At 59.6% G+C, this 11956-nt stretch carries 10 protein-coding genes and 2 pseudogenes; 4 read left to right on the top strand and 8 right to left on the bottom strand.

The window, feature by feature from the left end:
• Positions 1-113: 113 nt before the first annotated feature.
• Positions 114-1532 (top strand): FAD-dependent oxidoreductase, encoded by a 1419-nt coding sequence (locus M0746_RS23565; protein WP_039757038.1) that lies wholly within the window; start codon positions 114-116, stop codon positions 1530-1532.
• Between the two features lie 247 nt (positions 1533-1779).
• Positions 1780-2847 (top strand): uroporphyrinogen decarboxylase, encoded by a 1068-nt coding sequence (hemE, locus tag M0746_RS23560; RefSeq protein WP_258450770.1) that lies wholly within the window; start codon positions 1780-1782, stop codon positions 2845-2847.
• A gap of 171 nt (positions 2848-3018) precedes the next feature.
• Here hemE and M0746_RS23555 read toward each other — a convergent pair whose 3' ends face one another.
• Positions 3019-4233: an MFS transporter gene (locus M0746_RS23555; RefSeq protein WP_446731309.1), complete on the bottom strand. Its 1215-nt coding sequence runs from the start codon at positions 4231-4233 to the stop codon at positions 3019-3021.
• A gap of 179 nt (positions 4234-4412) precedes the next feature.
• Between M0746_RS23555 and M0746_RS23550 the strand changes: the two genes are divergently transcribed.
• Both M0746_RS23550 and M0746_RS23545 read left to right on the top strand, forming a co-directional pair.
• Positions 4413-5309 carry a LysR family transcriptional regulator gene (locus tag M0746_RS23550; RefSeq protein WP_258450768.1) on the top strand — a complete coding sequence of 299 codons (897 nt, stop codon included), beginning with the start codon at positions 4413-4415 and terminating at the stop codon, positions 5307-5309.
• Positions 5310-6061: 752 nt separating this feature from the next.
• Positions 6062-6362, top strand: a pseudogene (locus M0746_RS23545) (LysR family substrate-binding domain-containing protein); the annotation flags it as partial.
• Positions 6363-6503: 141 nt separating this feature from the next.
• On the opposite strand, the gene M0746_RS23540 reads toward M0746_RS23545, so the two are convergent.
• The 7 genes and pseudogenes from M0746_RS23540 to M0746_RS23510 form a co-directional block, all read right to left on the bottom strand.
• Positions 6504-6707, bottom strand: a complete 204-nt coding sequence (locus M0746_RS23540) for a hypothetical protein (RefSeq protein ID WP_208939055.1) — start codon at positions 6705-6707, stop codon at positions 6504-6506.
• A 212-nt stretch (positions 6708-6919) separates the two neighbouring features.
• Positions 6920-7723 carry a hypothetical protein gene (locus tag M0746_RS23535; protein ID WP_258450767.1) on the bottom strand — a complete coding sequence of 268 codons (804 nt, stop codon included), beginning with the start codon at positions 7721-7723 and terminating at the stop codon, positions 6920-6922.
• Positions 7724-7748: 25 nt separating this feature from the next.
• Positions 7749-8975 (bottom strand): beta-ketoacyl-ACP synthase, encoded by a 1227-nt coding sequence (locus tag M0746_RS23530; protein WP_258450766.1) that lies wholly within the window; start codon positions 8973-8975, stop codon positions 7749-7751.
• Entirely contained in the window at positions 8975-9703 is a 729-nt protein-coding gene (gene fabG, locus M0746_RS23525; RefSeq protein ID WP_208939052.1) for a 3-oxoacyl-ACP reductase FabG, read from the bottom strand. The genes M0746_RS23530 and fabG overlap by 1 nt, the downstream gene beginning before the upstream one ends.
• A complete protein-coding gene (locus M0746_RS23520) occupies positions 9696-10160 on the bottom strand; it encodes a hotdog family protein (RefSeq protein WP_258450765.1) in 465 nt (154 codons plus the stop codon). The genes fabG and M0746_RS23520 overlap by 8 nt, the downstream gene beginning before the upstream one ends.
• Positions 10157-11353, bottom strand: coding sequence for a beta-ketoacyl-[acyl-carrier-protein] synthase family protein (locus M0746_RS23515; protein ID WP_258450764.1), 1197 nt, complete (start codon positions 11351-11353; stop codon positions 10157-10159). Before M0746_RS23515 ends, M0746_RS23520 begins: the two co-directional genes overlap by 4 nt.
• Positions 11350-11816, bottom strand: a pseudogene (locus M0746_RS23510) (hypothetical protein). Before M0746_RS23510 ends, M0746_RS23515 begins: the two are co-directional and overlap by 4 nt.
• Positions 11817-11956 lie beyond the last annotated feature (140 nt).

The raw sequence follows: 11956 nt of genomic DNA, 5'->3' as shown, positions 1-11956 counted from the left end.
AGTCACTAGCTTCAAGCGACAAGCTGAAGCTAGTGCGCGTTGTACCGGACTAATGTGATTTTCTTGCAGCTTGAAGCTAGTAGCTTGGAGCTGTCGTGTAAGAGGTTTTAGTGATGGCCGAACGTCTCAGTAACGACTTTCAATTCATCGATGTCGGGCGCAAGGATCCGAAGAAGAAACTGTTGCGTCAACGCAAGAAAGAGTTCGTCGAAATCTACGAACCGTTCAAACCCCAGCAGTCGGCCGACCAGGCCCATCGCTGCCTGGGTTGCGGCAACCCGTATTGCGAATGGAAGTGCCCGGTGCACAACTTCATTCCCAACTGGCTGAAGCTGGTGGCCGAGGGCAACATCCTCCAGGCCGCCGAGCTGTCGCACCAGACCAACACCCTGCCGGAAGTCTGCGGCCGGGTGTGCCCGCAGGATCGTCTGTGCGAGGGTGCCTGCACCCTCAACGACGGCTTCGGCGCGGTGACCATCGGTTCGGTCGAGAAGTACATCACCGACACCGCGTTCGCCATGGGCTGGCGCCCGGACATGTCCAAGGTCAAACCGACCGGCAAGCGTGTCGCGATCATCGGCGCGGGCCCGGCGGGTCTGGGCTGTGCCGACGTGCTGGTACGCGGTGGCGTAACCCCGGTGGTGTTCGACAAGAATCCGGAAATCGGTGGTCTGCTGACCTTCGGCATCCCCGAGTTCAAGCTGGAAAAGACCGTGCTGAGCAATCGTCGCGAAGTCTTCACCGGCATGGGCATCGAGTTCCGTCTCAATACCGAAGTCGGCAAAGACGTGACCATGGAGCAACTGCTCGCCGAGTACGATGCGGTATTCATGGGCATGGGCACCTACACCTACATGAAGGGCGGTTTTGCCGGAGAGGATCTGCCAGGCGTTTATGACGCGCTGGACTTCCTGATCGCCAACGTCAACCGCAACCTGGGCTTTGAAAAGTCGCCGGAAGATTTCGTCGACATGAAAGGCAAGAAGGTCGTGGTGCTCGGCGGCGGCGACACGGCGATGGACTGCAACCGCACGTCGATCCGTCAGGGCGCCAAGTCGGTGACCTGTGCTTATCGTCGTGACGAAGCGAACATGCCCGGCTCGCGCAAAGAGGTGAAGAACGCCAAGGAAGAAGGCGTGAAATTCCTCTACAACCGCCAGCCGATCGCCATCGTCGGTGAAGACAAGGTTGAAGGCGTGAAAGTCGTCGAGACCCGTCTTGGCGAACCGGATGCCCGTGGCCGTCGCAGCCCCGAGCCGATTCCGGGTTCCGAAGAGATCATCCCGGCTGATGCCGTGGTCATCGCCTTCGGCTTCCGCCCGAGCCCGGCGCCGTGGTTCGAACAGTTCGAAATCCAGACCGACAGCCAGGGCCGCGTTGTTGCGCCTGAGCAAGGTCAGTACAAGCACCAGACCAGCAACCCGAAAATCTTTGCTGGTGGCGACATGGTGCGCGGTTCCGACCTGGTGGTGACGGCGATTTTCGAAGGCCGCAATGCGGCTGAAGGGATCCTCGATTACCTGGGCGTCTGAACCCGTCCGGCTGACTGCAATGCAATACCTGTGGGAGCTGGCTTGCCAGCGATAGCATCACCTTGGTTTACCTGACGAACCGAGTTGTCTGCATCGCTGGCAAGCCAGCTCCCACAGTGTTTTGTGGTGTTGCAAAGTCAGCATTCCAACGTGACAAATTGACCCGATAGACAAAAGGCTGACCCACATCCGTGCCTTTTGCCTCGCGCTCTGAGAAAATGCCCGCACTTTTTTTCCGGATGCCGACATGACTGCCCTGAAGAACGACCGCTTCCTCCGTGCCCTGCTCAAGCAACCCGTTGACGTCACCCCCGTGTGGATGATGCGCCAGGCCGGTCGCTATCTGCCGGAGTACCGCGCCAGTCGCGCCCACGCCGGCGACTTCATGAGCCTGTGCATGAATCCGCAATTCGCCTGCGAAGTCACGATGCAACCGCTCGACCGCTATCCGCAACTGGACGCGGCGATCCTGTTTTCCGACATCCTCACCATCCCCGACGCCATGGGCCAAGGCCTTTACTTCGAGACTGGTGAAGGTCCGCGCTTCAAGAAAGTTGTCAGCACCATGGCTGACATCGAAGCGCTGCCGATTCCTGATCCGCACAAGGATCTGGGTTATGTGATGGACGCGGTCAGCACCATCCGCCGCGAACTGAACGGCCGCGTACCGCTGATCGGTTTCTCCGGCAGCCCGTGGACCCTGGCCACCTACATGGTCGAAGGCGGTTCGTCGAAAGACTTCCGCAAGACCAAAGCGATGCTCTACGACAACCCGCAAGCCATGCACCTGTTGCTGGACAAACTGGCACAGTCGGTGACCTCGTACCTCAACGGCCAGATCATGGCCGGTGCACAAGCGGTGCAGATTTTTGATACCTGGGGCGGCAACCTGTCGGCCGCGGCGTATCAGGAATTCTCGCTGGCCTACATGAAGAAAATCGTCAGCGGCCTGATCCGCGAGAACGATGGTCGCAAGGTGCCGGTGATCCTCTTCACCAAGAACGGCGGCCTGTGGCTGGAAAGCATCGCCGAGGCCGGCGCCGACGCCCTGGGCCTGGACTGGACCTGCGACATCGGCAATGCCCGCGCCCGGGTCGGCGCCAAGGTCGCGCTGCAAGGCAACATGGACCCGACCGTGCTCTACGCCAAACCGGAAGCGATCCGCACCGAAGTCGGGCGCATTCTGGCCAGCTATGGCAAGGGCAGCGGGCATGTATTCAACCTCGGCCACGGCATCACGCCTGAGGTTGATCCTGAACATGCCGGCGCATTCCTGCGCGCGGTGCATGAACTGTCGGCGCAGTATCACGACTAATTTTCGCCCAATAAAAAAACGCCCGGTTTATGCCGGGCGTTTTTGTTTCCACGATTCAACGTCGTACGCAGATCAATTGTAGGAGTGAGCCTGCTCGCGATACGGTGAGTCAGTCGCTGAAAGTGCTGGCTGACCCACCGCTATCGCGAGCAGGCTCACTCCTACAAGGGTTTAGGCTTTGACACCTTGCAGCGGCGGCAACTTCGCCAGCTTCAACGCCACCCCAAGCGCAATCAGCAACAGCACCCCGATGAACAACCCGATCCCGTTCCAGCCTCCGAGATGCCAGAACACCCCGCCCGCCGTGCCGGCAATGCTCGACCCGGCGTAATAGCTGAACAGGTACAGCGACGATGCCTGGCCTTTGGCCTTGGTCGCGCGGCGGCCGATCCAGCTGCTGGCTACCGAATGCGCGCCGAAGAAGCCGAAGGTAAAAATCAACATGCCGACGATGATCAACAGCAGCGGTGCGAACATCGTCAGCGCGAGGCCGACGAACATCAGCGCAATCGTCGCCCAGAGCACTTTGCGCCGCCCCAGTTTGTCGGCCAGGGAACCGATCTTCGCCGAGCTGTAGATTCCCGACAGGTACACCACCGAGAGCAACCCGACGTACACCTGATCGAGGTGGTACGGCGCTGCCAGCAAGCGATAGCCGATGTAGTTGAACAGCGTGACGAACGCGCCCATCAATACAAACGCTTCAAGAAACAGCAGCGGCAGGCCGGCGTCGCGAAAGTGCATGGTGAAACCATCGAGCAGGCTGCGCGGATGCAGTGAGCGTGAGCGGAAGTTGCGCGACTCGGGAAGAATCTTCCAGAACACCGCCGCCGCAATCAGCGCCAGGCCGCCAATCACCAACATCGCCGTGTGCCAACTGACGAAGTCGATCAGCACTCCGGTAATCAGGCGCCCGCTCATCCCGCCAATCGCGTTGCCGGCGATGTACAAGCCCATCGCCAGACCGATGTGTTGCGGATGAATCTCTTCACTCAAGTAAGTCATCGCCACCGCCGCCAGGCCACTGAGTGACAGGCCGATCAGTGCGCGCATGACCAGGACGCCGTGCCAGCTCGGCATCATCGCGCTGGCCATGGTGCACAGCGCAGCGGCGAACAATGCGGCGACCATCACCGGTTTGCGCCCGACCCGATCGGAGATCGGCCCGGTGATCAACAGCCCGAAGGCGAGCATGCCGGTGGCCACCGAAAGGATCAGGCTGCTCTGCGCCGCGTTGATCGCGTATTCATGGGACAACAGCGGCATCATCGGCTGCACGCAGTAGAGCAAGGCGAAGGTCGCAAAACCGCCGCAGAACAGCGCCAGCACCGTGCGCATGAACGCCGGTGTGCCTTTTTCGATAAAGATCTCCTGCAGCTCGGCGATGGCATCGTCCGCTGCAGCTGGCGGGACTTCATGGGCTAATGGCGCAACGGCAGTTTTCACTTCAGACCTCGGGGGAGCACAGCCAGGCAGGCAATGAAAAAATCATATAGCTGGCTAATGTTTCTATCCAATATATTGTTCGACCTGTTTGATAGCTTTCACGACCTAATGGGAAATCCATGGAACTGCGCCATCTACGCTACTTCATCGCCGTCGCCGAAGAACTGCATTTCGGCCGCGCGGCACAGGTGCTGGGCATTTCCCAGCCGCCCCTGAGCCAGCAGATTCAGGCGCTGGAGCACGAGGTGGGCGCGCGCCTGTTTGAACGGACCAATCGTCGGGTCGAACTCAGCGAAGCCGGGCGGCTGTTCCTACAGGAGGCGCGGTTGGCGCTGGCGCAGGTCGATAAGGCCGCCGATGTCGCGCGTCGGGCGCAGTTGGGGGAACTGGGTGAATTGAAGATCGGCTTCACCTCGTCGGCGCCGTTCAACTCGACGATCCCGCAGGCGATCTTCGCCTTTCGCCAGCGTTTCCCGGCGGTGCATCTGAACCTGCGGGAGATGAGCAGCACCATGGTCGCTGATGCATTGGTCGACGAATCGATCGAAGTCGGCATCATGCGTCCGCTGGGATTGCCGGACTCGTTGAGCGTGGTCGAATTGATGCGTGAGCCGTTGGTCGCGGTGCTCAGCTCCACGCATCCATTGGCGCAGGGCTCCGAGCAAGGGCTGTTCCTCTCGGCACTGGCGCTGGAACCGTTCGTGTTTTTTCCGCGCAGTTATGGCAGCGGCTTGTACGCGCAGTTATTAAGCCTGGCCCGAGACGCCGGGTTCAGCCCACACTTCGCCCAAGAGGCCGGCGAGGCAATGACCATCATCGGCCTGGTTGCTGCGGGCCTGGGGGTTTCGGTGCTGCCGGCGTCCTATCAGCGGATGCGCATCGACGGCGTGGTCTACCGCCCGCTGCTCGATCCGCAAGCGATTTCGGCGGTGTGGCTGGTGCAGCGCAAAGAGCAGAAATCCCCGATGGCCAAGGCTTTTGTCGAACTGCTGACGCGAAAGGTCGACTCTATGTGAAGGCTGATGGCCTCTCCGCGAGCAGGCTCGCTTCCACTTTGGAATGCGATCCCTGTGTGCGAGCCTGCTTGCGAAGGCGTAAGGCGCACAAGCTACATACATACAATGTGTCAACTCAGATAGTTGAACCACGTATGTGAAATAGATTTAAATTAGATTAATTTGAGAGTCCGGGTCATAAGCTTTTAAGCTTATGAATATATGGCACCTCATTGTAGTGAAATTGTCGGTCGTTATTACTTCTTTTTCAGTATTAATCGTGGAGAAGTGGGTGTCGGCATAATGGAAGTCTTCGATGTACTTGTCGAGAGTTATTGGGTTCGGTGAGCCGAAGGCTTTTACTTTGATCGTCAATATGTGCGTGTCTATATACGAATAGGGGACGACGAAGCTCGAGTCTGGATCTCGGTGTTTCAACTTGAAGCTGTATTTTGCTTTTTCTTCGAATGTCTGACCCGCGCTCTTAAGATCACTGGTCGCTTTTACCATCATGGTTACCAGTAAATTCTTGAGTTCTTCTTCATTTTTTATAGTTGTGCTCATTCCATTAAGCTCCAGTAAGGATTAACAGGTTCAAGTACTCCTAAAAAGCTATGGATCTTGAATTTTCGAGGAAAGAGTAGGGCAAATTCGATTCGCTTCGCACCTGTCAGTCTTGACAGGTTTTTATAATGTTTTTTCATGGCTGAACGTTTTTTCCGCCCTTTTTATATATAAGTTTCCTGCTATAAAATTGGCAGCGTAAAGCCCGGCGCAGTTATGGCAGCGGTTTATATGCGCAGTTATTAAGCCTGCCCCGAGACGCGGGTTCAGCCCGCACTTCGCCCAAGAGGCCGGCGAGGTAATGACCATCATCGGCCTGGTTGCTGCGGGCCTGGGGGTTCGGTGCTGCCGGTGTCCTGTCAGCGGATGCGCATCGACGGTGTGGTCTACCGCCCGCTGCTCGATCCGCAAGCGATTTCGGCGGTGTGGCTGGTGCAGCGCAAAGAGCAGAAATCGCCGATGGCCAAGGCTTTCGTCGACCTTCTTACACGCAAGGTCGAGTCCGCTTGAAGATCGCAGCCTTCGGCAGCGCCTGCAAGAAAGCCCGAATCCCATGTTAGGAGCTGCAGAAGGCTGTGATCTTTTGATCCTGCCGTTAGGGCTGCTGCACCAAATCCTGCACTTTTAATATTTGCGAAAGGCCGTAATCAATCAATGTTTTTCCGAGATAAAAACAATATCCTCATTATCAGGTTTAGAGACAATAGAATCTTTGTAGGCGGGCGTTTGTACTGATATTACTGGTGAATTTTGTTCATTTATTAACAATTCTCGAAATTGTCTATCTTTAGGAGAAAGTCCTTGTGCCTGCTCTTCGGTTAGTGCCAAAAGTTGCTCGTCAGTATAAGTTGTCATGATGGTCACCAGGTTTCGGAGAAGTTTGCTGCAGCATTTTCCACCTGACGAGTGATTTTTGAACCTGTAAGAACTAACAGTTTTTTATACGTTTTTGCGATATGGGTTATGCACAATGACACGGATATCTGGATGCATCCGTTCCCTGTGGCGAGGAGATAAAACTCCTCACCACAGGCCGAAGTCAATCAGTTAGTCAGTTAGTCAGTTATTCAATCGACGTGCGCCAGATCCCCGCGCAACGCGACGCTCGACACCAATGTCCCGGCGCGGCACTGGAATTTTTCGGTGTCTTTGTACAGGTCGCGCTGGTCGACGCTGGCGATGTTGATCACAGCGTTGGCGTCGGCGTTTTTCGCGGCGTTCTGCAGGGTGGCCAAGGCTGATTGCAGAGCCCAGAAGCAGGCGTCTTCGTCCGACTTGTTCGAGCCGTTGGTCTTGCGGCTGCTGCTTACGGTGTCGAGTTTGCGCACTTGCTTGGGCAGGGTTTCGCCGGCCAGATAGAACTTCACGCTGCCGTCGAGCAGGCCGGCGTCGGTGGCGCGTTTGACGCCTTCGCGGAAGCTCAGGTAGGTCGGCTCGTCAGCGCCCTGTTTGATGATGCCGAGGTTGTTGACGGCTTCGATGTCCGGATTGATCGACAGTTCTTTGAGCACATTGTCGCGCAGGCGGTTGACCCAGCGGTTGTAGTTGCCGTGGATCTTGCCGTCCTTGGCATTGAGGCCGTAGCTGCTGCGGTAGTCGATCTCGAACGAGGTCGGGGTGAACGGAATATCGACTTCGGCGTGATGACGACCCCGTACGGTTATCGCCGCTTTGATCATGCCCGGGCGCACCGATTGCACCACCCATTGCCGATCATTGAGCGCAGTGACGATCGCGCGGCTCATCTGTTGCTGGGTGAAGCCCAGGTTCGGCGAAAATTCTTCCCTGGCGTTGTACACCGGTTTGCTGGTGCAACCGCCGAGCACAACGATCAGTGCCAACAGAGCGGCGATGCGGTGAAACTGAGTCATTCCCTTCACTCCAAACGTCTTGCGGTCAGTGCCAGCGGCGGAAAATCAACGAGGTGTTGACGCCACCAAAAGCGAAATTGTTGTTCATCACGTAGTCGTGATGCATCTGGCGGAATTCGCCGCGCAGGTAATCGAGTTTTCCGCAGTGCGGATCGACCTCGTCGAGGTTGAACGTGTGCACGTACAGGTCGCGGTTGAGCATTTCGATGCTGAACCACGACTCCAGCGCGCCGCAGGCGCCAAGGGTGTGGCCGAGAAAACTCTTCTGCGAGCTGATCGGCATGCGTTCGCCGAACAAACTGCTGGTTGCCAGTGTTTCGGCAATGTCGCCCTGTTCTGTAGCCGTGCCGTGACCATTTACATAACCGATCGCATCCGGCGTCAGCCCGGCGTCTTCCAGCGCCAGCTCCATGGCGCGGCGCATGGTCACTTGTTCGGGGCGTGTGGTGTGCTGCCCGTCGGCATTACTGCCGAAACCGACGATCTCGGCGTGGATGCGTGCGCCACGGGCGAGGGCGTGTTCCAGTTCTTCGAGAACCAGCATGCCGCCGCCTTCACCGATGACCAGACCGTCGCGGCCCTTGTCGTATGGGCGCGGGCTGCTCTGCGGGGCATCGTTTTTCAGGCTGGTGGCGTAGAGCGCGTCAAAGACCATGGCTTCGGTCGGGCACAGCTCTTCGGCGCCGCCGGCGAGCATCAGCGGCAGGCGACCGAACTTTATCGCTTCATAGGCGTAGCCGATGCCCTGGCTGCCACTGGTGCAGGCGCTGGAAGTCGGGATCAAGCGGCCGGTGAGGCCGAAAAAGATGCTGATGTTGGCCGCCGTGGTGTGCGGCATCATCCGCACGTAGGAATTGGCGTTGAGCCCCTCGGCCACCGAGTTGAGCAACATGTTGCCGAATGCCTTGATCTCATCGGTGCTGCCGGTGGACGAACCGCACGCGACGCCCATGCGGCCGTCCTTGATCGATTCGTTGCCGAGCAGCCCGGCATCGGCCAAGGCTCTTTCCGAGGCACCGACCGCCAGCCGCGAAACCCGGCCCATGCTGCGCAGTTGCTTGCGCGTCCAGTGCGCCGGCACTACGAAGTCGTCGATGGGGCCGGCAAGACGCGTGTTCAGTTCGCTGAAGCGGTCCCACTCGTGCATGCGGCGGATGCCGCTGCGGTTGGCGGCGAAATGGCCAGCAATGGTGTCCCAGTCGCTGCCCAGCGAGGTGATGCCGGCCATGCCGGTGACGACGACGCGCTTCATCAGCACAAGCCTCCGTTGACCGCCAGCACCTGACGGGTGATGTACGAGGCTTCCGCCGACATCAGGAAATTCACCGCAGCGGCCACCTCTTCCGGGGTGCCCATGCGTTGCGCGGGGATCATTTTCATCAGCTCTTCCACCGGCACGTTTTCATCGAGCATTGCCGTGTCGATCAGGCCCGGGGCGACACAGTTAACGGTGATTTTGCGCTTGCCCAGCTCGATCGCCAATGCCTTTGCCGCGCCGATCACGCCCGCCTTGGAGGCGCTGTAATTGACCTGACCGCGGTTGCCGATCAGCCCGGAAACCGAAGTGATGCAGACAATCCGCCCAGCGGCGCGGCGGCGAATCATCGGCATCATCACCGGGTGCAGCACGTTGTAGAAGCCATCGAGATTGGTGCGCAACACCACGTCCCAATCGTCATCGCTGAGCGCGGGAAAGGCGCCGTCGCGGGTGAGGCCGGCATTGAGCACCACGCCGTAATAGGCGCCATGGGTTTCGACGTCGGCTTCGAGAATGGCTTTGCAGGTTTCGCGCTCAGCCACATCGAATTGCAGGATGCGTGCGTTGCGCCCCAGCGCTTGGATTTGCGCCTGAACCGCTTGCGCTTCAGCCATGCCGCTACGGCAATGCAGGACGATATCGTGCCCGGCCTGTGCCAGACGCAGGGCAATGGCGCGGCCGATGCCACGGCTGGAGCCGGTGACCAGTACCGATTCAGTCATCGTTCGACTCCTTGGTTTGTTGCAGATATTGGGTGGCCTGTGGCGGACGAAACACATTCAGCCGCGCACTGGCATGGATGCCCACGCCGTGAATGTGGCATTCGAACACGCCCATGCCGTTGTCATCTTCCAGCGAACGCAGGCCGTGGACGGTCAGTTCGCTGCCGGCAGGAAAAGCTTCGACGTTGCACTCGAACTTGCGTGTGCCGAGCAGAAAACCCAGCTCGACCGGATTGCCTTTCTGCCGCGCGTGGCAACCGGCGAACGCGGCGACGCTCTGTGCCATCAGCTCGACTCCCACCCACGCCGGCAGGCTGCCGTCGGCAAGGTTGAACAGGCCGTCCGGCTTGACCGTGAGGCGGGTGAAAATCTGCTCATCGTCGAAACGCTCGATCGCGTCGATCAGAATCATGTCGCCGGCATGCGGCAGCAGTTCGGCGAGCGGCCAGGGGGTCATGGGGCGTCTCCGATAATCAGGCTGACGTTATTGCCGCCGAAGGCAAACGAATTGCTCATCAGGTAGCGCGGTGCAATGGACGACAGGCGTGTGCTCGCGGTCACCCAGTTCAGCGCAGGCAGGGCAGGATCGGCCGCGCCGTCCCAGACATGCGGGGGCAAGGCGTGCTCGTGGTTGTCGGCGCTCAGGCTCAGCCAGCAAAACGCCGCTTCCAGCGCGCCGGCAGCACCGAGGGTGTGGCCGGTCAGCGGTTTAGTCGAGGAGCAGGCGACGCCTTCGGCAAACAGCGCCGCGACCGCCAGACTTTCCATGGCGTCGTTGTGCTGGGTCGCGGTGCCGTGCAGGTTGAGGTAGTTGATTTGCGCTGCTTGCAGTTGCGCGCGGCTCAGGGCTTTACGCATCGCTTGCAGGGCGCCGCGACCGCTCGGCTCCGGGGCGGAAATATGGTGCGCATCGGAACTGGCGCCGGCGCCGAGCAACGCGATAGCCGGGCCTGCGCCCGCCTCTTTGCTCATCACGAACAGCACCGCCGCTTCACCGATATTGATGCCGTTGCGGTTGGCCGAAAACGGATTGCAACGCTCGTCCGACATCGCTTCCAGTGAGGAAAAACCGTTGAGGGTCAGTTTGCACAGGCTGTCGACACCGCCGCACAGCACCGCGTCGCACAGGCCCAGATCAAGCAGGCGCTGAGCGCTCATCAACGCCCGCGCGCTGGAAGTGCACGCGGTGGAAATCACATACGCCGGGCCGCTGAGTTGCAGCCACTCGGCGAGAAAATTCGCCGGAGCACCGAGTTCCTGCTGCCGGTAATCGTATTCAGCCGGGAAATGCTGCTCACGAATGTAGTGCGCCAGACCTCGGCTGGCCTCGTCGATGCCCGAGGTGCTGGTGCCGAGCACCACGCCGATGCGCTCGCGGCCATAGGTCTGGATCGCCTGCTCGATGTCATCGCGGATTTGCAGCGCGGCTTCGAGCAGCAATTGATTGTTGCGCGTGCTGTGCTCGGCCAGTTCTGCCGGGATCGGCGCCAGCTCACCGGGCACGGCGGCCACCGGCAGTTCGCGCTGTGGGACCCAGACGGATTCGCGGCACATGCCCGAGCAATCGCCGGCAAACAGCTTGCGGGCAACTTCGCGTTTGTCACGGCCCAGCGCGCAGATCACGCCCAGAGCATTCAGGTAAGCGGTCATGGCGTGGAATCACCGAGCGGGGAAACGCGATAGTGCGGGCCTTGCGGCAGGTTCAATTCGAAGCTCAACGGTTGTGCATAGTCAATGGTCCAGCGCGCTGGCAGGGAGCGTTGCCGGTCCTTTTGCTGCGCGGCGGGATAGTTGCGCAGCAGCTCGCCGGACGGGGTCAGGGCGAACAACAGCGCGGCAAACAATTCCCGCGCCTCGGGGTTTGGCGGCAGCAGGCCGTCGGCCTGCCACTGGCCATCGATCAATTGCTGGCGGGCCTGGGGATGCCCAACGGGTCCATCATCGACCAGCGGATGCCGGGCCCCTCGCGCTGGATCACCAATAGCCAATCCTGACGCTGCCCGGCCTGCTGGCGCTCGATATGCAGCTGCAGGGGCAGGGGCAAGGTCGGGTTGGCCGCGGGCAGCGGCGCCTGGCTGGCGCAAGCGCTCAACAACAGGGAACAGCACACCATCACCAGCCACACCAAAACCCCTGTGGGAGCTGGCTTGCCAGCGATAGCGACGGCACATTGAGCATTTTGGTTGACTGACACACCTCTATCGCTGGCAAGCCAGCTCCCACAGGTTTTCGGGTGTGCAGGTAGATGGCTGT

The sequence above is a fragment of the Pseudomonas sp. S11P7 genome (assembly GCF_023195435.1).
Taxonomy (GTDB): domain Bacteria; phylum Pseudomonadota; class Gammaproteobacteria; order Pseudomonadales; family Pseudomonadaceae; genus Aquipseudomonas; species Aquipseudomonas fluorescens_G.
The sequence above is the reverse complement of the archived record's forward strand: the minus strand, read 5'-3'. Positions and strand labels throughout refer to the sequence as shown.

What these genes read in the sequence shown, in the direction of transcription:
- M0746_RS23565 (WP_039757038.1), top strand. Translation starts at nt 114, where the DNA reads ATGGCCGAACGTCTCAGTAACGACTTTCAATTCATCGATGTCGGGCGC.
- hemE (WP_258450770.1), top strand. Translation starts at nt 1,780, where the DNA reads ATGACTGCCCTGAAGAACGACCGCTTCCTCCGTGCCCTGCTCAAGCAA.
- M0746_RS23535 (WP_258450767.1), bottom strand. Translation starts at nt 7,723, where the DNA reads ATGACTCAGTTTCACCGCATCGCCGCTCTGTTGGCACTGATCGTTGTG.
- M0746_RS23530 (WP_258450766.1), bottom strand. Translation starts at nt 8,975, where the DNA reads ATGAAGCGCGTCGTCGTCACCGGCATGGCCGGCATCACCTCGCTGGGC.
- M0746_RS23520 (WP_258450765.1), bottom strand. Translation starts at nt 10,160, where the DNA reads ATGACCCCCTGGCCGCTCGCCGAACTGCTGCCGCATGCCGGCGACATG.
- M0746_RS23515 (WP_258450764.1), bottom strand. Translation starts at nt 11,353, where the DNA reads ATGACCGCTTACCTGAATGCTCTGGGCGTGATCTGCGCGCTGGGCCGT.
- fabG (WP_208939052.1), bottom strand. Translation starts at nt 9,703, where the DNA reads ATGACTGAATCGGTACTGGTCACCGGCTCCAGCCGTGGCATCGGCCGC.
- M0746_RS23540 (WP_208939055.1), bottom strand. Translation starts at nt 6,707, where the DNA reads ATGACAACTTATACTGACGAGCAACTTTTGGCACTAACCGAAGAGCAG.
- M0746_RS23550 (WP_258450768.1), top strand. Translation starts at nt 4,413, where the DNA reads ATGGAACTGCGCCATCTACGCTACTTCATCGCCGTCGCCGAAGAACTG.